This is a genomic window from Treponema rectale (genome assembly GCF_014202035.1).
Classification (GTDB): Bacteria; Spirochaetota; Spirochaetia; order Treponematales; family Treponemataceae; genus Treponema_D; species Treponema_D rectale.
Genome location: NZ_JACHFR010000001.1, coordinates 981,471 through 1,000,495 on the forward strand (window position 1 = coordinate 981,471; position 19,025 = coordinate 1,000,495).

General features: G+C 42.3%; 22 protein-coding genes and 1 tRNA gene. 19 read left to right on the forward strand and 4 right to left on the reverse strand.

Going from position 1 to position 19,025, the window contains the following annotated elements; translation table 11 throughout:
* Positions 1–44: 44 nt before the first annotated feature.
* Positions 45–821 carry a 5'/3'-nucleotidase SurE gene (gene surE / locus HNP77_RS04225; protein WP_184651904.1) on the reverse strand — a complete coding sequence of 259 codons (777 nt, stop codon included), beginning with the start codon at positions 819–821 and terminating at the stop codon, positions 45–47.
* On the reverse strand, positions 818–1,993 hold the full coding sequence (locus HNP77_RS04230) for a galactokinase (protein ID WP_184651905.1): 1,176 nt from the start codon (positions 1,991–1,993) through the stop codon (positions 818–820). Before HNP77_RS04230 ends, surE begins: the two co-directional genes overlap by 4 nt.
* 72 nt (positions 1,994–2,065) lie before the next feature.
* Here HNP77_RS04230 and lnt point away from each other — a divergent pair, with 72 nt between their 5' ends.
* The 19 genes from lnt to tsaB all read left to right on the forward strand — a co-directional run bounded on the left by lnt (position 2,066) and on the right by tsaB (position 18,350).
* A complete protein-coding gene (gene lnt / locus HNP77_RS04235) occupies positions 2,066–4,207 on the forward strand; it encodes an apolipoprotein N-acyltransferase (RefSeq protein WP_246428846.1) in 2,142 nt (713 codons plus the stop codon).
* Positions 4,207–4,860 (forward strand): biotin transporter BioY, encoded by a 654-nt coding sequence (locus HNP77_RS04240; protein WP_184651907.1) that lies wholly within the window; start codon positions 4,207–4,209, stop codon positions 4,858–4,860. The genes lnt and HNP77_RS04240 overlap by 1 nt, the downstream gene beginning before the upstream one ends.
* On the forward strand, positions 4,857–5,330 hold the full coding sequence (gene nrdR / locus HNP77_RS04245) for a transcriptional regulator NrdR (RefSeq protein WP_184651908.1): 474 nt from the start codon (positions 4,857–4,859) through the stop codon (positions 5,328–5,330). The genes HNP77_RS04240 and nrdR overlap by 4 nt, the downstream gene beginning before the upstream one ends.
* Entirely contained in the window at positions 5,327–5,602 is a 276-nt protein-coding gene (locus tag HNP77_RS04250) for a hypothetical protein (RefSeq protein ID WP_184651909.1), read from the forward strand. Before nrdR ends, HNP77_RS04250 begins: the two co-directional genes overlap by 4 nt.
* A 26-nt stretch (positions 5,603–5,628) precedes the next feature.
* A tRNA-Met gene (locus HNP77_RS04255) sits at positions 5,629–5,701 on the forward strand.
* Between the two features lie 67 nt (positions 5,702–5,768).
* On the forward strand, positions 5,769–6,719 hold the full coding sequence (gene argF / locus HNP77_RS04260) for an ornithine carbamoyltransferase (RefSeq protein ID WP_184651910.1): 951 nt from the start codon (positions 5,769–5,771) through the stop codon (positions 6,717–6,719).
* A gap of 11 nt (positions 6,720–6,730) precedes the next feature.
* On the forward strand, positions 6,731–7,162 hold the full coding sequence (locus HNP77_RS04265) for a hypothetical protein (protein ID WP_184651911.1): 432 nt from the start codon (positions 6,731–6,733) through the stop codon (positions 7,160–7,162).
* 153 nt (positions 7,163–7,315) lie between these two features.
* On the forward strand, positions 7,316–8,299 hold the full coding sequence (locus HNP77_RS04270; protein WP_184651912.1) for a DHH family phosphoesterase: 984 nt from the start codon (positions 7,316–7,318) through the stop codon (positions 8,297–8,299).
* 263 nt (positions 8,300–8,562) lie between these two features.
* Positions 8,563–9,549, forward strand: coding sequence for a hypothetical protein (locus HNP77_RS04275; RefSeq protein ID WP_184651913.1), 987 nt, complete (start codon positions 8,563–8,565; stop codon positions 9,547–9,549).
* On the forward strand, positions 9,515–10,162 hold the full coding sequence (locus HNP77_RS04280) for a non-canonical purine NTP pyrophosphatase (RefSeq protein WP_184651914.1): 648 nt from the start codon (positions 9,515–9,517) through the stop codon (positions 10,160–10,162). Before HNP77_RS04275 ends, HNP77_RS04280 begins: the two co-directional genes overlap by 35 nt.
* Before the next feature lie 277 nt (positions 10,163–10,439).
* Complete coding sequence (locus HNP77_RS04285) at positions 10,440–11,300, forward strand: flagellin N-terminal helical domain-containing protein (RefSeq protein WP_184651915.1); 861 nt, start codon at positions 10,440–10,442, stop codon at positions 11,298–11,300.
* Between the two features lie 335 nt (positions 11,301–11,635).
* Positions 11,636–12,490: a flagellin N-terminal helical domain-containing protein gene (locus HNP77_RS04290; protein WP_184651916.1), complete on the forward strand. Its 855-nt coding sequence runs from the start codon at positions 11,636–11,638 to the stop codon at positions 12,488–12,490.
* A 119-nt stretch (positions 12,491–12,609) separates the two neighbouring features.
* Positions 12,610–12,990: a flagellar protein FlaG gene (locus HNP77_RS04295; RefSeq protein WP_184651917.1), complete on the forward strand. Its 381-nt coding sequence runs from the start codon at positions 12,610–12,612 to the stop codon at positions 12,988–12,990.
* A gap of 39 nt (positions 12,991–13,029) precedes the next feature.
* Entirely contained in the window at positions 13,030–15,096 is a 2,067-nt protein-coding gene (fliD, locus tag HNP77_RS04300) for a flagellar filament capping protein FliD (protein ID WP_184651918.1), read from the forward strand.
* Positions 15,097–15,111: 15 nt separating this feature from the next.
* A complete protein-coding gene (locus HNP77_RS04305) occupies positions 15,112–15,708 on the forward strand; it encodes a hypothetical protein (RefSeq protein ID WP_184651919.1) in 597 nt (198 codons plus the stop codon).
* Positions 15,709–15,785: 77 nt separating this feature from the next.
* Positions 15,786–16,868, forward strand: a complete 1,083-nt coding sequence (locus tag HNP77_RS04310) for a PilZ domain-containing protein (RefSeq protein WP_184651920.1) — start codon at positions 15,786–15,788, stop codon at positions 16,866–16,868.
* Between the two features lie 76 nt (positions 16,869–16,944).
* Positions 16,945–17,208 (forward strand): hypothetical protein, encoded by a 264-nt coding sequence (locus HNP77_RS04315; protein ID WP_184651921.1) that lies wholly within the window; start codon positions 16,945–16,947, stop codon positions 17,206–17,208.
* 15 nt (positions 17,209–17,223) lie between these two features.
* Positions 17,224–17,658 (forward strand): tRNA (adenosine(37)-N6)-threonylcarbamoyltransferase complex ATPase subunit type 1 TsaE, encoded by a 435-nt coding sequence (gene tsaE, locus HNP77_RS04320; RefSeq protein WP_184651922.1) that lies wholly within the window; start codon positions 17,224–17,226, stop codon positions 17,656–17,658.
* Positions 17,655–18,350 carry a tRNA (adenosine(37)-N6)-threonylcarbamoyltransferase complex dimerization subunit type 1 TsaB gene (gene tsaB / locus HNP77_RS04325; protein ID WP_184651923.1) on the forward strand — a complete coding sequence of 232 codons (696 nt, stop codon included), beginning with the start codon at positions 17,655–17,657 and terminating at the stop codon, positions 18,348–18,350. The genes tsaE and tsaB overlap by 4 nt, the downstream gene beginning before the upstream one ends.
* On the opposite strand, the gene csrA is transcribed toward tsaB, so the two are convergent.
* Positions 18,347–18,565: a carbon storage regulator CsrA gene (gene csrA / locus HNP77_RS04330; RefSeq protein WP_184651924.1), complete on the reverse strand. Its 219-nt coding sequence runs from the start codon at positions 18,563–18,565 to the stop codon at positions 18,347–18,349. The genes tsaB and csrA overlap by 4 nt on opposite strands.
* A complete protein-coding gene (gene fliW / locus HNP77_RS04335; RefSeq protein ID WP_184651997.1) occupies positions 18,565–19,008 on the reverse strand; it encodes a flagellar assembly protein FliW in 444 nt (147 codons plus the stop codon). Before fliW ends, csrA begins: the two co-directional genes overlap by 1 nt.
* Positions 19,009–19,025 lie beyond the last annotated feature (17 nt).

The window sequence follows — 19,025 nt, forward strand, 5'->3', positions numbered from 1 at the left end:
CAATACAAACGGCAGCAGTAAAAGCAGATTCCGGAATTTCCAAATCACAGAATGAAATCCGCTGCACAGGATTCCGGCTGACGCGCACATCCACCACCGGGATATACAAGAGAAACGCTTATAAATCCGTTCTCTGCCGCAGCAAAATCACTGTTTCCGTCTCCCTGAGTTTCTATACTGCCACCGCCTGTAATCGTAAAGAAACGGCGGCCGTCTTTAACCTCAGAGACGACATTGTCATTATACTTTCTGTAGCACAATGAAGTAAAGGATACACCTTTATAGGCATCTGAGGAAGCACCGTTAACGTTCACAAAATACGGAAGTTCCCCGGAACATTTTTTTCCGGAAAAACTGCACAATTCCTTCAGCTGCTGAAGATTCTTCAGGGCAAACCCTGCCATTGCATCAAACTGATAAACACCGGAGGATTCTTTCTTTTCCGCCACGCTGAGGGCAACTCCGGGAATACCGTTTACGGCAGACTGACGTGCAGCCCCGCAGGTTCCAGAATACATTATGTCTGTTCCAAGATTATAGCCGCTGTTTATACCTGATATAACAAGATCCGGCAGACAATCTTTCATTAAACCCCTGAACGCAGCAATAACACAGTCAACCGGACTTCCGTCAAGGGCATACCGGTCATTGCCGTAAGAAATCAGTTCCATGGAACGCTCCATAGTAATTCTTGCAGAATAGCCGGAGCGGTTTGACGAAGGAGCAACGACAGTAACATCATGGAGCGGAGAAAGAACTTCATACAGTTTTTCGAGCCCCGGAGCTCCGAAACCGTCATCATTAGTCAGAAGAATCTTCATAAAATCTTAACACCTTCAGCAGGCTTAACTTCATAAAGTTTTGGTGAAAATCCGAATATACGCTCATACTCAGCAAGCTTTTCCCTGTACTTATCCAGATCTTCCGTCTTTAATATGGAATATGTACAGCGTCCGAAGCCTTTGCCGGTAATTCTTCCGCAGCTTTCCGGAGACCTTATGTAATCATGGCTCGGTGCAATGTCCTGTATTCTTTTCAAAAGCCAGTCAATCTCCGGACATGAAATATCATAAAGATCCCTCATTATCTCGTGACTTTTGTTTACAGACCTTGCGAACATCGAAAAATCACCTTTCGAAAGGGCATTTACTGCATCCAGAACATTCTTATGTTCCTGCATTACACAGGTAAGCCTTCTCTTAGTATCCTCGTTTACAACCGAAAATACTTCTGCAATTTCGGAGCGGTTTTCTTCATACTGCCAGCCTCCAAATACGTTAGACCTTATTTCCTTAAGTTCTCCAAGCAGCAGGACGTTTTCAGGCTGAAAGAGACTCTCTTCATTCCACGTGGTTATGCGGGGAACTTCCGCATCTGTAAGGACAATCGTCTTGCCTTCAAAATCAAAAGGTATATTCTGGCAGGTACCGTTTCCGTAATCAGTAAGGACGAATGACTTTTCTTTTGAGTATACGGCAGTAAAATTATCTGCCTTAAGGTTATTCAGCCCGAGGAATTTTCTGTTTGCCTTCTCAAGCACCTGAAGCAGTACGGAATCCCCGCAGTCAAAGCCGAATGCCTTTCTGACAGCCCATGCAAGAGCAACCTTTACAGCACTGGTAATGCCAAAGCCGGCGGATGGAAGCACCTGAGTCCAGACAGTAATATCCATTCCCCTGCATTCATATCCGGAATCACAGAAAGCAAGGATGACCGCCTTTATCGATGCAGCCCACCTGTCTTCCTTCTTTATCTTAAGCTGAACAATTCCAGCATGATTTTTTTCGCCCATCTGAACAAAATTCATATTGAGTTCAAGGTCTTTGCGCAGCGATACAGCCACATATACCGGAAGGTTTATTCCCATGGAAAGTGTCTTATCCCTGAAAAACCACGTATGTTCTCCCATAAGATGAAAACGTCCCGGAGCAGATGCAACGACATCAGGCCTGCGTCCGTATTCTTTTTTATGCTGCTGAATTACTTCGTCCATAGACAGATACCCCTAAACCCCTGTTTTTAATTGAATGTTGCTTTTTTTATCTGTAATAATTAAGATGATATAATGATTTCCTTCATTTTACAAGTTTTTTGCTCGGTTTTTTCGGGGCTGGCTTTATCCGCTGCCATTCCGAGCAGTTTTTACATATTCGGAATTCCGTCAATAGGACTCATAGCACTCATACCTCTTTACACGGCAATCTGCAGATCCCGGTCATTTCACGAAGCCTTTTTTCTTACTTCACTTCAAGTGCTTACAGTTCACCTGACCTCCTGCTGGTGGCTTGGAAATTTCCGCGGTTTCGGCATATTTGCACTTGGAGCCAGCGCCCTTGGAACAGCTTTTGAAGGAGGATGCTGCGGACTCTTCTTTTTCGCACTGCTTTCATACAGAACCCGGACAGACAGAATGAAGGAACTGGCAGGTTCTGACCATACCGGAATGATAAAGAGAAGCATCTGGTTTGCACTCTGCTACACGGCATGGGAATACATAAAATCCACAGGGAGCATGGGATTCCCCTGGGGAACGATATTCATGTCCTCCTACCGGTGGAAGCTGATAACACAAGTTTCCGACATAACCGGCGTATGGGGAATAACATTCCTTTTTTCCCTGACAAATGCCGCAGCCGCAGAAGCAGTACAGCTTTTCCTCAGAAAAAGAAATTCAGAACACTTCTCCAGTTCCCTCCGTCAGCTGAAATCCCTCATAAAACTCCCTGCATTTTTATTCCTTCTCTGTCTTGTCTACGGTACGTGGAACTATCTGTTTCCGGGAAATCCGGTCAAGCACGTAAACACAGTCATCGTACAGCAGAACCGGGATCCATGGGAAACTGACGAATCTGAAACCTTAAAAGTAACAATGAACCTTACCAGTCAGGCTCTGGAAAACCTCAATGACAGAAATCTTGAGGCAGACCTGGTACTGTGGAGCGAGGGTGTGCTGTCCCATAAATTTCCGGGTTCAGAAGGCTTTTACCAGGATTATCCTGCAAAAGAAAGCCTCTCATCCTTCATAAAAAACACGGGAACCCCTTTCATAATCGGCGGTGACACGGCAATAGACAGAAAAAGGCACATAAACTCAAACAGTGCCATATTCTATGATGCAAAAGGCAAGTATTCGGGATTTTACAGCAAAATGCAGCTGGTTCCTTTTGCTGAATACATTCCCTTCTCTGACAATGCTTTTATAAAATACATAATGGATGATGTAGTTCAGTACGGTTCCGACGGATGGGAACCGGGATTTCAGCACGTACTGTTCAAGATACCGTTAAAATCAGCCAGGCATGAGGAAACTCCCCTTAATATCGGAAGAGAAAGCCGGGCTGTAATCGCCCTGGACAAAAACGGAAACTCTGACTCTTCCGTTACGGAACAATACAAAAAAAACAAGGCCGAAAATCCAGACGCATTCTTCAGTTTTACGACACCGATATGCTTTGAGGATTCATTTACGGCAGTATGCAGGCAGCTTTACAACTCAGGAAGCGAAGCCTTCATGAACATAACCAATGACTCATGGTCAAAAACACCTGTTGCGGAATACCAGCACTTCGTGGTTGCAAGTTTTCTGGCAATTGAATACAGGACGACACTGGTACGTTGTTGCAACTCAGGCTATTCAGCAGTTATTCTTCCAAACGGAAAAATCGCAGCAGACTTAATGCCTTTTACGACAGATGCAATGGCCGTCAGCGTTCCCGTTTACCAGCGTAAGCCGACCGTATTTGCAGTATTCGGTGATTATTTTGCCCTGAGTGCCATATTCATAATAATTGCAGCAGTTTTCCTGCGCGCACTGAAGGAATTCATCAGTCCTGAAAAATTAAAGGTTCCGGCTTCCGCAAAAATAAAAATCTGCATAGTTACAGAAAATAAAGCCGGCATAAGTACTGATGAAGCTGAAGAAACAGAAAGTACGGGGCCTCAACTCAAGGAAGAGCCTGAATCAAAAAAGCCGGGCAGACGCAAGACAGGAAAAACTGTTCCTTCTTCTGAAGAAAAAGAAAAAAAGTCCCTGCCGGCAAAAAAATCCGGAAGAACGGCAAAAAAAACTTCTGAAACAACAGAAAAGAAAACCGTAAAAAAAGGCACGGCCGCAGTAAAGAAAACTTCCGGAACTGCAAAAAAAGATGGAACTGCCTCAAAAAAACCGGCCGTAAGGCGTACTCAAAAAAAGACAGGAGACAGCTGATGAAGGAAACGACGCTTAGGAACGCACTCAGAAGCTCCTGTACAATCGCCTGCAGTTTTCTGACCGGAATCACGGTTTTATTTTCATTCATTTCAAATGAGACATCCCTTCAAGTACAGAACCTGACAGCCGTGCTGTCAGGATGCATACTCGGAGGAATAAACGGAAGTTCAGCAGCAGGCCTTTTCATAATGGCAGGAATTCTGGGTATTCCGGTTTTTCCCGGTTTTGAATCAGGATTTGCTGCATTTACATCAGAAAACGGAGGATGGCTCTGGGGTTTTTTTACAGGAGCTCTGGTTTCAGGACTGATAATCAAACATCCTGCCCCGTACGAAAAGGCAGTTTCTGGCACATTCATAAAGGCAGCGGCAGCATCAGCAACAGGTCTGGCAGCAAGCTACATTCCCGGACTATTGTGGTACCTTCATTCATCCGGAGACTCAGCCTGCGATATTTTAAAAAGCCACATCCTTTATCTTAACATCCAGATTGCAAAGACTGCCGCATGTACAGTACTGACAGTATTCCTGCGGCCGCCGGCAGCAAGGCTCATGTACCCGGGACTTGAAAGCGCACTTAAAGAACAGAATGAACTCATGGAAAAACTGAAGACATACAACCAGAAAAAACACAGGAGGTCTGAAAAATGAGATGTCCTTATTGCGGAAGCCTGAAAGACAAGGTTATAGAATCAAGAACAATGGCAAACGGAGGAAGCATACGCAGAAGGCGGGAATGCTGCAGCTGCGGATACAGATTTACCAGCTATGAACGGATTGAAGAAAAACCATTCATGGTAATAAAGCGCGACGGCAGACGGGAACCTTTTGATCCTCAGAAACTTTACAAGGGAATCGAACGGGCCCTCGAAAAACGACCGGTTCCTACTTCCCTCATCGAACAGATAAACGACGAAATCGAAGACGAGGCATATCAGGCTGGTAAATCCAGTCGTGAAATAAGCACCGCTGACCTTGGAGAACTGGTACTTAAAAGACTGTACAACGTTGATAAAGTTGCATACATAAGATTTGCCAGCGTTTACAAACAGTTTGCCAACCTCACGGAATTCGTAAACGAAGTCAAAAGACTCGAAATGGAACAGTCGGAAGAACAATGACAGTCCTGCTGCTCTCAAAGAAAGACTGTCCCCGCTGCACGGATATAAAACAGATCATACTCACAAAAATAAAAGGAACAGATGCCGGATTTCAGGAGCTGGATGCATCATCAGCAGCAGGTTCTGAATTTGCAGCCAGTCACGGAATAATCATGCTTCCTCAGATTTTCTTCCTCGATGGAGAACAGGAATATGCCGTGTGCTCTCAAAAGGATGAATTCATAAAAATTTTTGATTCATTTTTTAAAAACTCTATTGACACAAACAAATAAAAAAATATATACTCTCATCATTCTATGGGGGCATAGTCCAGCTGGTAGAACACCGGACTCATATTCCGTATGTCATAGGTTCAAATCCTATTGCCCCTATAAAACTAAAAGGCTTTTCAGCAATGGAAAGCCTTTTTTTATTTAAGAAAAAAAGGAGATCTGAGGGATGAAAGCAGAAAAATTCAAAAGTCCTTTTAAGGGCAGAAGCCTCCTCAATTGGATTGACTGGAAAAGAGAAGAAATAGAATGGATTCTCGACAAAGCCTTTCTGGTAAAAAAACAGTCACACAACGGAGAAGTTCATCAGCGTTTTCTGGGAAAAACAATCGCACTCATTTTCGAAAAACGTTCAACCAGAACCAGATCAAGTTTTGAGACTGCATTTGGCGAAGAAGGCGGACATCCTGTTTTCATGTCAACTGACGACATCCAGCTCGGCGGAAAGGAAAGCGTAGAAGATACGGCACGCGTACTTGGAAGAATGTTTTCTGCCATAGAATTCAGGGGATTTAAGCAGGAACACGTAGAACTTCTTGCAAAACATTCTGGTATACCGGTCATAAACGGACTTACAGACTCCTTTCACCCTACTCAGGTTCTTGCGGACATAATGACATTAAAAGAACAGTTCGGCACGCTTAAAGGACTTTCCGTATGTTTCTGCGGCGACGGACGCAACAACATGGCAAGGAGCCTCATGCTCATCTGCGCAAAATTCGGAATCAACTTTTCAATTTTTGCACCAAAAGAACTGTCTCCTGATGAAGAAATAATAAAAATCTGCACTCCGTTTGCAAAGGAATCTGGAGCCTCCATTACGATTTCTGATGAAATTTCTGTTGTCAAAGGTGCCGATTGCCTTTATACTGATGTTTGGGTTTCAATGGGAGAAGAAACCCTCAAGGATGAAAGAACTAAGCTTCTTCAGCCTTATCAGGTGAACAGAGAACTTATGGCTGCAACCGGAAAAAGCAGTACGATATTCCTTCACTGCCTTCCTGCCGTAAAAGGACAGGAAGTAACGGAAGAAGTATTCGAAAGCAATGCAAGCAGGGTTTTTGACCAGGCAGAAAACAGGAAGCACACCATAAAAGCAATAATGCTCGCCTTAATATAAAGAGGTCAAACATGAAAAAATTATCAGCAGCCCTTGCGCTGGCATTTTGCATCTGCGTACCGTTTATTGCGCAGGACAAAAAACAGTCCACCCCAATCTGGGATCACGGCGATAACGTTTCTCCGCTTACATATCAGAACGTGGAGATTTACCGCGTCATGGATTCAAAAGATGCATACGTCGTTCTCTATGCAAAAGGTGGATATCAGGTAGGACAGGTAACACTCCCTAAATCATGGATGAAAGAAGAACCGCGCAAACTGGAATTCCGTGAAAAGGCAAGGCGCGTCAGTCCATACATGACAGTCATTAAGCAGGACGGAAACTTTCTTAAAGTCTGGCTTAACATAACCACAGACAAGAGGGATCCTATATGGGGCCTCATGCCTAACGGAGCCAAGATTGAGGGAATCGATGCAGATACCCTCACGATAGAATACTAAACCGCGTTCTACACGGAAGAAGGCAGGAATCAAAAGTTCCCGCCTTTTTTGTTTTAAAATACGTCGAGTCAAGGCACGCTAACGCTTAAAGCCTTGACTTCGCCGTTTTGAGGGTTTGTACTACCCCCTCAATCAAAATCAAGGAATAAAAAAATGAAAATCGTTTCACCGGAACAGATTAAGAATTTCAAAAGCTTCATGGAAAATCATGAAAGTTTCATCATAGCAGGCCACAAAGAACCTGACGGTGACTGCATCTCAAGCTGCATTGGACTTTCCTACATTGCTGATTATTTCAAAAAACCATACATAATGATTAATGCAGGCCCATTCAAAAGAAGCGAAATAAAAAAATACAGTTCAATGTTCACAGACACCCTTCCCTTCATGAACAAACAGGAACGGGATTCCTGTGGACTGATAATTACAGACTGCAGCGAAATTCAGCGGCTGGGAGAAATAGACGGAGACTTAAAGGGATTCGATACATTCATTATAGATCATCACAAGACGGCAGATGTTCAGGGAGACAACACCATAATCGACCCGTCCAGCCCTGCTGCCTGCCTAATAGTTCAGCAGCTGGTAGAAGCCATAACAGGGCAGCTCACGAAGGAACAGGCAGAAACAATATTCTTCGGAATGGCAACAGATACAGGTTATTTCAGGTTCCTGACGGAAGATTCAAGGGAAGTATTCCTCCAAACCTCAAGACTTGTAGACGCGGGAGCAAATCCGCGCATCATATACCAGGACATGACTGGCGGAAAGCCGTGGTCTACCAGAAAGCTTTTAGGAATAATGCTTGACCGGGCAGAACGTCATGCCGAAGGAAAACTTGTAGTTACATACGAAACAATGGAAGATACGCGCAGATACGGTTCAGAAGGAAGAGACAGCGATGCACTTTACAGCCTTATGCTTGCCGTAGAGGGTGTAGAAGCAGTAGCTTTCGTAAGGCAGGATACAGAACACACCTGCACCCTCGGGCTCAGGTCAAAAGACAGCTGCGACGTAAGCCTCATTGCTGCTAAATTTGGAGGCGGAGGACACAAAAATGCTAGCGGAGCCAGTACGGAAGGCCGTATAGAGACACTTCTGCCTCTCCTTATAAAAGAATTTATGAAAGTTCTGTAAAAAAAAACGTCGGACAGTAAAATAACATGCCGGGAACATGCCATCTCCCGGCTTTTTTTTTACGGCCGCTTGATAAATATAATCTTACTCCTAATAAAATCATAAATATCACTTATTTAATAAGTAAAATAATTATTTTATCAGTTTATTAATATTTTTTTTATTCATCTAAAACTCCAGAAACTCACATATCTCCATAATTTCATCATGGCACGGAAATTGCATATATAAAACTGATCATTTAAAACTGGAGGGTATAAAAAATGGATCAACTGGAACTTACGGCTCTGGCCGTAAAGAAAAATGTCATTACGTCAGACGAAGGAGCAAAAATCATCTGGGAAACGGTTTTCACCCAGAGAACAAAATTTGCCCTGGGAGCAATGGATTACGACAGTTTCATGGATTTTCTTGAATACATACAGCCGAAATTCAAGAAAATTCTTGAATCCTACCAGCCTGCAGACGGAACTTTTTTTTCCTTTTTGTTTTCCCATATCCGGAAAATACTTTTCAACTGGAAAAAAATAATCGTAAGAAAGGCGGCAACAGCAGAAAGTTACCTGAGCATACAGGAAATAGAATATGACACGGAATTTGACAAGTACAGAAACTGCGAAAGCTCCGTAAAAGCATTTACAGAAGATACAAAACCCAGTCTTGATGAAATAAAAAACATAAAAGAACTGGAAGAACATAAAAACCGGCTCCGGCGCAGAAGAGGCAATCCTGCCCTTACCCGAACGGACGAAACTTTCAGAAAAGAAGCTATTCTGATACTTACACTGAAAGCCTGTTTCGATGTAACGGAAGACATAATTGAAAAAGTAAGCATTCTGACCGACATAACAAAATCAGAACTGCACGAAATGGTCGCAAAGGCAAAATCTACTCTTTCCACAAAAATACAGAGGAGGAACATGTGCACCCGCACAAGAGACAATGCATTCTTTTATCACAGAAAGTACTCTATTGAAATTCCCCGCGTTGACCGCAGAAGTTCATGGGCGGAACATCTGGCATCCCGTTATGAAAGGCACACGAAGATCTGGGAAAAGGCAAACAGAAGGCTTAACACAAAATACTGCCGGCTTGTTCCAAGTACAAAAAAAGTCGCGGAAATTCTGGGATTATCCGTCAGGCACTGCGAGTACATTCTTAAAAAACTTTCTGATGACATGGACAAGGTAAAGCTCAAATGGTATCCTCAGCATCATGAAAATTTACCTTGCAAGCTCAAACGATCATAAAAAAAGGGAAATGGCAGAACTTTTTCCCGAACATCAGATTGTTACGCCAAAAGATGAAGGAATTGATTTTGATCCTGTAGAAAACGGCGAAACTTTTTATGAAAACAGCCTGATAAAGGCCCGTGCCCTTTGGGAAATCGTACACTGCCCCGTATTTGCAGATGATTCAGGGCTGTGCGCAGACGCACTTAACGGTTCCCCGGGAATATACACCTCCCGCTATGCCGGACCACAATTCATGAAAGGTAAACCGGACGGAAGTAAAATTCCCCAGGAGCTGCAGAATGAATACCTTGTAAAACAGGTCGCAGATGCAGTAAAAACCGATTCCACCCTTACTGGAAAAGCCCATTACGTCTGCGCAATGGTTCTTTATATGGGACCGGACAGACTCTTTGTAGCACAGGAAACCATGGAAGGAGAAATAATTCCGGACATAAAAATGCAGAAAGGCAGCGGAGGATTCGGCTATGACCCTATATTCTTCCTGCCGGAAAAAAACTGCACGGCGGCAGAACTTTCTCCTGAACAAAAAAATGCTATAAGCCACAGAGGCAAAGCAGCCCGTGCAATAAAAAAAATAGCAGCAGAAGCCCTTTCCCAGATGCAGTAAACATTTCTTTCCGGCTGTCCTTTTTCTACTGATGCAGCACCGGACAGCCGGAATTAAAAAAAAAAAATAAAAAAAATCTCAAATTTTATTAAAGTTTTCATAACCTCAAACCGATAGTCAAAGAGAATAACTATGGCGGTATGATTTCGTTGAAATCGAAAAGCCGTCAGGGTATTCATGTAAAAGAAAGGCAGATGTAGCCTTGTAATGCAGATGCCTTCTTTTACAACAGGTTAAAAAGGATTTTGACCTGACAACTTCCACGGAGGAACAAACTATGGTTATCAACCACAACATGTCCGCAATGTATTCCAATCGTACTTTAGGGGTTACCAACGGCAGCCTTACTAAAGACATGGAAAAACTTTCATCCGGCGAAAAGATTAATCGTGCCGGAGACGACGCTTCAGGACTTGCAGTTTCTGAAAAAATGCGTTCTCAGATTCGCGGCTTGAACCAGGCTTCAAGAAACGCTGCAAACGGTATCAGTTTCATTCAGACAACTGAAGGATATCTTCAGGAAACAACTGACATCATTCAGCGCATCCGCGAACTCGCAGTACAGTCATCAAACGGAATCTACAGCGATGAAGACCGCATGCAGATTCAGGTTGAAGTTTCAGCACTCGTTGCAGAAGTTGACCGCATTGCATCCCAGGCACAGTTCAATGGTATGAACATGCTTACAGGACGTTTTGCAAAACCAACAGGAGAAAACACTCCAACTGCTTCAATGTGGCTCCACATCGGTGCAAACATGGACCAGAGAACACAGGTTTACATCGGAACGATGACAGCATCGGCTCTCGGAATTCGTGAAATCGGAACCGAAGATGTAATGACAATTGCGACACCGGATGAAGCCAACCGCGCAATCGGCACACTGGATGAAGCTATCAAAAAGATCAACAAACAGCGTGCAGACCTTGGTGCTTATCAGAACCGCCTTGACTACGCAGTAAAGGGACTTGATGTAGCAGCTGAAAATACTCAGGCTTCTGAATCAAGAATCCGTGATACTGACATGGCAGCTCAGATGGTAGAGTTTACCAAGAACTCAGTACTTACACAGGCAGGAACAGCTATGCTTGCTCAGGCTAACAGTCAGAGCCAGTCAGTCTTGTCTTTGCTTCAATAGTGTAGTATAATCTCAACATGGGTGTATCCAAAATATACCCATGTTGACTGTTGTGCGGTACATTTTCTTTAACCTTCCCGTTTAATCAAAATCGCACCCACATTACGATCATTTTGTCCTTTGTTTTAGGAGGACTTATTGTTCTTTGAAAATGCCCTTAATGTGTTTGTAACAGCACAGACGGTTGCTTATTTTTCTGTACAAGGCTCTAAAATAAGAAACAGTTCCTGCTGTAAGGGACTAAAACGGACTCCGGGGGCGCAAAAACCGGTGTCTTCCCATACAAACAGGCGTAACAGCACGATGCTTTACGTAAAGAATCATGGAGGGCAATTATGGTTATTAATCACAACATGAGTTCAATGTTTGCTAACCGCGAGCTCGGAGTTTCTAACTCACAGCTTATGGGCAGCATTGAAAAGCTCAGCTCAGGCGAAAAAATCAACAGAGCTGGAGATGACGCATCAGGACTTGCAGTTTCTGAAAAAATGCGTTCACAGATCCGCGGACTGAATCAGGCTAACAGAAACATTCAGAATGGTGTTTCTTTCATTCAGTCAACAGAAGGATACCTGCAGGAAACTACAGACATTCTTCAGCGCATCCGCGAACTTTCAGTTCAGTCTGCCAACGGTATCTACTCAGATGAGGACCGCATGCAGATTCAGGTTGAAGTTTCACAGCTTGTAGCAGAAGTTGATCGTATTGCAAGTCAGGCACAGTTCAATGGAATGAACCTTCTTACAGGACGTTTTGCAGAAAACTCTGTAACAAATCAGGTTATGACATTCCAGGTTGGTGCAAACATGGATCAGAGAGTTACTGCTTTCATCGGAACTATGACCGCTCAGGCACTTGGTCTGAAAGGAACACAGGGAACTGATGATCAGATCAGTATTTCTACTCCTGATACTGCAAACATGGCTATCGGTACTATCGATGCAGCACTTAAGACTGTTTCTCGTCAGAGAGCAGACCTCGGTGCATATCAGAACCGTTTCGAAATGGCTTCTGACGGTATTGCAGTAGCTGCAGAAAACATGCAGGGAGCAGAATCAGGTATCCGTGATACAGACATGGCTTCAGAAATGGTTGAATATACAAAGAATTCAATCCTTTCTCAGGCAGGCACAGCAATGCTTGCTCAGGCAAACAGCCAGTCTCAGAACGTTCTGGCATTGCTTCAGTAGAATAAACCGTGAGGATATTGTTTTGAGAGAAATCTGGATGTCTTCTTTTGGACAATAGAATCACGTAAGAGTGAGGAGGGGTGCGCCCCCTTCCCCATCTCTTTTCAAGGAGGAACACCATGAATACCATCAGTACGATTGGACAGACCGGTGCAATGGATGGCACCACAGTCAGCAGTTCTTTTGAGACAACTAAAAACATAAAGCTCCAGACGGACTCCATGAATAAGTTGCCTGATAGTGCTGCAGAAGTTTCAGAAAATATCTCACGCAATATTGAAGCAACAAAAGCCGATGTACAGGAACTTCAGAGGCTTTCTGACATGGTAATGGGCCACAAGCTTCAGTTTAACGTGAACGAAGATCTCAATAAAGTTATCGTCAAAGTTGTAAATTCCAAGACAAACGAAGTCATTCGCGAAATTCCATCAGAAGAGGTTCAGAAATTTCAGAGCAGGCTGAAACGTCAGATTGGTTTACTGTTTGACGAAGTTATCTGACTCTTCAAATAAACTAACAGGAAAAAAGCGTATAATTCTATGGCAGACGGAATCGGAATTCCAGGCGTCTCTGACAAATATAAGACAAATGATCTCGTTGAATCTTTAATGGAAGTGGAACGCATTCCATTAAAAAGAGAGCAGACTCAATTAGAGACATATCAGAAACAGCAGGATGCCTGGAGAAATGTCAACCAGAAAATGTCCACGCTCAGGGACAGCGTAAAAACACTCTACTCCTTCGAGAATCCCTTCAACAATAAACTTACGACCTCTTCAGACGAAAATGCACTTACTGTAGACGCAGGAAGGGAAGCAGAATACGGTTCCTTTAAAATCGATGTCGTAAAACCGGCTACTGCAGACAGATTTTTAAGCGGTTCCATTGACAAGGATCTTGAAGTACCTCAGGGACAGTATACATTCCGCACAGGAGACAAATCTCTTGACTTTAACTGGAAAGGCGGAAAGGTAACGGATTTTGTCGCAGCAGTAAACAGACGCGGCGGAACGACAGTAAAAGCCAGCCTCATAGGTGTAAGCGCGGATAAAAAATCCCTCTTAATAGAATCCCTTAAAACCGGTAACGAAAATTCCCTTAAATTTGAAAATGATGCCCTTAAATTTGTAAAAACCATAGATATGATAAGCGAAGTAAAACCGGAAACCTTCAGCTTTGCAGACAGTCTGTCAAAAATCAAAGATACTCAGACAAAAGATGCAGTCTTTCAGAAAGGAATGCCTGAAATTTCAAAGGACAATATTACCCTTCAGGAAGAAGCTTTCACTGTTCCGCAGAGAAGCGGTTTTGAAACAGAAATTCCTTCTCAGGCAAAAAACAATAAAGATTTTGCCATAAGTTTTTCATATAAATCAGATCCTGCACAGGATATTACAGATGAAATAAACCAGAGATCCTCACTTCCATCAATGCCTGAAGCAGGGAAAATTCTTTACGGAGGAATATCAGTGAGCAACAGCCTCAGTGACCCCGCCATGAAAAAGGATCCTGACTGGAAACCGCTTGAACCAATAAGCAGTTCTCACTATTTTTTTATAAAAGACTCTTCCGGCAGAGAAACAGAAATACAGCCGGCTTCATTCAAACAAAACGAAGAAACCTCAATGACAGATGTTACCGTCAATCTTTCTGACTATCCGGATGCAGAGTCCCTGATAGTCAGAAACAGCAGCACGAATTCTGTAATAACTGTATCGTCATTCAAAGCATTTGACGCAACAAAAAACAAAGGATTTGCACCGTCACATGCAATTACGGAAGCAGGAGATGCTGTAATAAAATACGAAGGCATTACAATGACCCGCAGTTCCAATGACATAGATGACGTCATTCCGCATATAACCCTGCACCTGCATGATACCAGTGAAAAAACAGTAACCGTTAAAATTGATCCTGATACAGAATCTGCAAAAGACGCACTGATAAATTTTGTCGGAAACTACAATCAGACAATAGCAGAAATGAATATACTGTCTTCCGATAAAAGTGAAATAATTTCTGAACTTGACTACCTTACTTCTGATGAACAGGACAAGGCTAAAGAACGGCTTGGAATGTTCCAGGGAGATTTCACCCTTACAAATGGAAAATCATCCCTTCAGAGGATAATTTCTTCAGGATACAGATACTCAACTGACGCCCAGATAACCCTTCTCTCTCAGATAGGAATTTCAACCAATGCCAGCACTGGAAACCGTGGATATAATCCGGGACAGATGAGGGGATATCTGGAAGTAGACGAAAAAAAACTTGATGAAATGCTTGCTTCAAATTTGAATGAAATAAAAAACATGTTCGGATTTGACTCAGACGGAGATCTTATCATAGACAACGGAGTTGCTTTCCTTCTGGACAAGCAGCTTACATCCTGGGTTCAGTCCGGTGGAATTATTTCTGCAAAAACAAACGCCCTTGAAGGCAATATAAAATCTTCCAATTCAAAAATCACAAGACTGGAAACTCAGCTCGAAAGAAAAGAAGCAGAGCTTAAATCAAAATACGCAAGCATGGAAGGAACCCTTAATAATCTTGAGGCCCAGCAGAATTCTTTAAATAATTATTCCAACGCAAACAACCGAAAATAGTAGCAGAGGTAAAACGTGGAACTTAAAATAAACGGTCAGAATGCTGACGTAACTTTAGAAAATGAAAAAACAATAGGAGAAGTTCTTAAAGCATTTGAAGAAGAAGCTGCAAAGAATAATGCCGCAACAATCGGTATCACGATAAACGGAAAGAAAATTCTGGCAGAAGATTTTGACAGCGCATGCCTTATGGAACTTAAAGATGATACTGTCATAGAACTGGAAGTAATATCAGAGCCGGAAATCAAGGATTCATTCATACACTGCGGAACAAGCTTTGAAACCCTTTCTGAGAAACTTGAAAATATAAGTATCTACCTTCAGAGCGGAAAAGACGAGCAGGCTCATGCAATAATAACCGAGCTTGCAAATGCCATTGATGTTTTCTGCAGGACAGCAACTTTCAGTGCCCTTTTTCCAGACACCTACAAATCCATACAGATAGACGGAAAAGAAATGGGAGAATTCTTTAAGGATTTCGCCCCACTGCTTTCAGATTTTGAACAGGCGCTTGAGTCAAACGATACTGTTACGACAGGTGATATTGCAGAGTACGAAATTTCCCCGAGACTAAGAAAACTTTCACAATCAGTAAAGAATGTGTTAAAATAATAGAAGGAGCCAGAGCGGCTGCATTAAGTACCCTGCAGCCGCAAACCGTTTCAGCCGTGACTTTAATGGAGGTGCCTATGGACAAGACTTTATCACCTGTCAATGCAAGGCAGGACAGTTTTACTTACCTTTTCATATTAGGCGCTGCAATAATCCTTATCCTGCTTTTTATACTCTACCTCATAATCCGGCACATAAAAAACATTCATTCCTCCAAAAACTGGATTGAGACACACAAAAACCTTCCGACAGTACTGAAAAACGTTAAAAATCTGGCAAGAGAAGCAGCTCTTACAAAAAGTGAAATTTCAATGTTATGGAGCATCTGCAAAAAAAATCAGGTTCCAAACATTGAATACAGCTACAGAGACAACAAACTCATGGATCAGCTTTTTTCTGCTGAATACCAGGACATGATTGTACTGGAAGTTGATGAAGAAAAAATACAGGAACTTTTCAGTTTAAGATACAAACTGGAAAAATGTCACGAAAAGAAGCTTCAGTTAAAAAGCACCAGGAGTCTGAAAGAAGGACTGAACTTTACCTATAACGATGAAAAGAAACGCCTCTGGACTCTTACGCTTCTTGAAAATAAGGAAAGCGGAATGACTATCCTGCTTCCATCTGGATTCATTGAATCAGAAAACAGACCGGAACCACTTACAAAGATAACCTTATCCTTCAGCACACCTTCTGATACCAGATACAAAATGATAACCCGGATAATCCGTTATGAAAAAGACAATAAGGACAGACCTTTGATGACGGTAACAACTTCTGACCAGCTGGAACCGATTTTAAGAAGGCTTGCAAAACGAATGGATATTGAAACCGAATGTGAATTTTCAGCCATAAAACTTGAAACTCAAAAAAACAAGAAAAAATTTACAGTCATGAAAAACCGCTATCCGGGAAAACTTCTTGATATTTCCGCAACAGGCTGCAGTTTAAAATCCTCTCTGCCTATAAAAAAAGGCCAGTACTTAAAGCTCTATTTTCAACTCAACAATCCAGAACTTCTTGAAGCTTCGGGAATAATTATAGTTACAAACAGGGCCCAGGACGGAAAAAACTTTATAATACACGTAAAATTCGAACAGATTTCAATTTCAGCCCAAAACAGGATTTATGCACAGATTTACGGATATAATGCCCTGTAACAGCACTCAGTCAAATCTTAAATGATTTTACGTAACCTAATTGTTTTTTTAATTGATAAGCATTAAAATATACTGTATGAGGATTTTGGGATTACGAGCGATTTCTAAGGAAGAAAGCTACATCTACTACATTGACCGCTACAAAGCCACAGTCATAATGGAAGTACTCAACAGGCAGGTTTCATTTCAGGTGAATTTCTCAATAGAAATCAATCCCCTGGGAATGAAGAGCATTGACCTTGAACCGCTTCCAAAAACACTTGACTACCCTGTTCTCCCGATAACAAAATCCCTCAAACAATATATTACGGAACTTTCAAACGAAGGAAAGCTTCCATAAGTTTAAAGGCAAAAAATGACTTTTCATACAGATTCCTCAGAAGAAACCATAGAGCTCGGAAAAAAAATAGGAGCCCTTTTAAAACCAGGTGACGTAATAGCAATGACAGGCACTCTTGCAGCCGGAAAAACAACAATTACAAAGGGAATTGCAGAAGCTCTTGGTGTAAAAGATAACATCACAAGCCCGACTTTCTGTCTGATAAGCGAGTATGAAGGAGAAAAAATGCCCCTTTATCACATGGACGTATACCGTCTTGATGGAGAAGAAGACTTCATTAACCTGGGGGTTGAAGACATGCTTTACGGAAACGGGGTCTGCATAATCGAATGGAGCGAAAAAGTACAAAAAGAACTTCCAAAAAAGACCATTTACATGACAATCACTCCCGATGAAAACTCAGGACGTACAATCACCATTGAAAACTGGAATGTGGAGATAAAAAAATGAATGCACTTGCCATAGACTGTGCTGTTTCTAAAATTACGGTTGCAGCAAAAAAAGAAAATAATCTTATAAAATTAACTCTTGACGTTGGTATTAAACAGTCAGAAAAACTCCTCCCGGCAGTTGACTATGTAATGAAAGAAGCCGGACTGAAAGCAGCTGACCTTGATTATACAGCATGTACATCAGGACCGGGAACCTTTACAGGACTTAGACTCGGAATGAGCACCCTCAAAGCTCTGAATCTTTCCCACAACATTCCCCTATACGGAATTCCTTCACTTGAAGCTTACTCATGGCCATATAAAAGAGCATTGGAAACAGTACTTCCCTTAATTGAAGCAAAAGAAGACGAGTACTTCTGTAATTTCTTTGTCAGAGGTCAAAAACTGAGGGAAGACGAAGATTTAACAGTTGAAGAAATCCTTAAACAGATTGATGCAGAAGCAGGCGTACTTGCCTGTGGTCCGGGGGCAAAGAATTTTACGGAGCGTGTAAACACGGACTACCCTATGTACTCAGTACACTCTTTCCTTCCGGAAAATGACAGCTGCGAAAGCCTGTTCGAAATAGCTGAAAAAATGATTGCAGAAAAAAAGGAACCGCTTTCAGATTATGACGGTCCCCTTTATGTCAGAAAAAGTGAAGCTGAAATTGTACGGGAGAAAAAACTCTCCGAAGAAAAACAGTCTTAGGAAAAAAGCTTTTTAAGCTGTTCTTCTGACGGCTGGGTTGCGGCAGCTTTATTTTCATTCTGTATTTCATCAAATACTTCCTGACGAAATACTTTTACGTTTTTAGGAGCCTCAACTCCTATCTTTACCTGATCTCCCCTTACTTCGATTATAGTAAGGGTTATCTCATCACCTATTCTTATCTTCTGGTCAACTTTTCGGGAAAGAATCAGCATCAGTTTTCCTCCTTTGCCTTGAGGGCACCGAGGATATTATGCTTAGTAGTCCATTTTGTTCCGTCAAGAATAGCCTGCATGCATTTATGATTTTTCTTGTTAATAACAAGCGGTCCCTGAAGGTTAGCAGTTACCGCGCTTCCGTCACTTGGAACGGTGACCACAGTCATTACGGTTACATCTGCAGGATCCTTTATACCAATCTTCAAAAGTTCCCTGTCGTCAATATCAGCTTCATAATCCGAACAAATGATGAAAGGATCAATTAAAAGAAAAGCAAGATTCTGTTCCTTAAGAGACTGAAGCCATATAAACGGTTTATACTGACTTTCAATAAGTGCAAAATCCGTATATTCCTCAAATCCGAAAAGTCCGTCCGGAATATTAATTACATGATTCTGATCAACTTCTACAGTTCCCATCATCTTTGTTTTTACCTGCATTTTTTTACCTGCCTTTT

What these genes read in the sequence shown, in the direction of transcription:
- surE (WP_184651904.1), bottom strand. Translation starts at nt 821, where the DNA reads ATGAAGATTCTTCTGACTAATGATGACGGTTTCGGAGCTCCGGGGCTC.
- HNP77_RS04230 (WP_184651905.1), bottom strand. Translation starts at nt 1,993, where the DNA reads ATGGACGAAGTAATTCAGCAGCATAAAAAAGAATACGGACGCAGGCCT.
- lnt (WP_246428846.1), top strand. Translation starts at nt 2,066, where the DNA reads ATGATTTCCTTCATTTTACAAGTTTTTTGCTCGGTTTTTTCGGGGCTG.
- HNP77_RS04240 (WP_184651907.1), top strand. Translation starts at nt 4,207, where the DNA reads ATGAAGGAAACGACGCTTAGGAACGCACTCAGAAGCTCCTGTACAATC.
- nrdR (WP_184651908.1), top strand. Translation starts at nt 4,857, where the DNA reads ATGAGATGTCCTTATTGCGGAAGCCTGAAAGACAAGGTTATAGAATCA.
- HNP77_RS04250 (WP_184651909.1), top strand. Translation starts at nt 5,327, where the DNA reads ATGACAGTCCTGCTGCTCTCAAAGAAAGACTGTCCCCGCTGCACGGAT.
- argF (WP_184651910.1), top strand. Translation starts at nt 5,769, where the DNA reads ATGAAAGCAGAAAAATTCAAAAGTCCTTTTAAGGGCAGAAGCCTCCTC.
- HNP77_RS04265 (WP_184651911.1), top strand. Translation starts at nt 6,731, where the DNA reads ATGAAAAAATTATCAGCAGCCCTTGCGCTGGCATTTTGCATCTGCGTA.
- HNP77_RS04270 (WP_184651912.1), top strand. Translation starts at nt 7,316, where the DNA reads ATGAAAATCGTTTCACCGGAACAGATTAAGAATTTCAAAAGCTTCATG.
- HNP77_RS04275 (WP_184651913.1), top strand. Translation starts at nt 8,563, where the DNA reads ATGGATCAACTGGAACTTACGGCTCTGGCCGTAAAGAAAAATGTCATT.
- HNP77_RS04280 (WP_184651914.1), top strand. Translation starts at nt 9,515, where the DNA reads ATGAAAATTTACCTTGCAAGCTCAAACGATCATAAAAAAAGGGAAATG.
- HNP77_RS04285 (WP_184651915.1), top strand. Translation starts at nt 10,440, where the DNA reads ATGGTTATCAACCACAACATGTCCGCAATGTATTCCAATCGTACTTTA.
- HNP77_RS04290 (WP_184651916.1), top strand. Translation starts at nt 11,636, where the DNA reads ATGGTTATTAATCACAACATGAGTTCAATGTTTGCTAACCGCGAGCTC.
- HNP77_RS04295 (WP_184651917.1), top strand. Translation starts at nt 12,610, where the DNA reads ATGAATACCATCAGTACGATTGGACAGACCGGTGCAATGGATGGCACC.
- fliD (WP_184651918.1), top strand. Translation starts at nt 13,030, where the DNA reads ATGGCAGACGGAATCGGAATTCCAGGCGTCTCTGACAAATATAAGACA.
- HNP77_RS04310 (WP_184651920.1), top strand. Translation starts at nt 15,786, where the DNA reads ATGGACAAGACTTTATCACCTGTCAATGCAAGGCAGGACAGTTTTACT.
- HNP77_RS04315 (WP_184651921.1), top strand. Translation starts at nt 16,945, where the DNA reads ATGAGGATTTTGGGATTACGAGCGATTTCTAAGGAAGAAAGCTACATC.
- tsaE (WP_184651922.1), top strand. Translation starts at nt 17,224, where the DNA reads ATGACTTTTCATACAGATTCCTCAGAAGAAACCATAGAGCTCGGAAAA.
- tsaB (WP_184651923.1), top strand. Translation starts at nt 17,655, where the DNA reads ATGAATGCACTTGCCATAGACTGTGCTGTTTCTAAAATTACGGTTGCA.
- csrA (WP_184651924.1), bottom strand. Translation starts at nt 18,565, where the DNA reads ATGCTGATTCTTTCCCGAAAAGTTGACCAGAAGATAAGAATAGGTGAT.
- fliW (WP_184651997.1), bottom strand. Translation starts at nt 19,008, where the DNA reads ATGCAGGTAAAAACAAAGATGATGGGAACTGTAGAAGTTGATCAGAAT.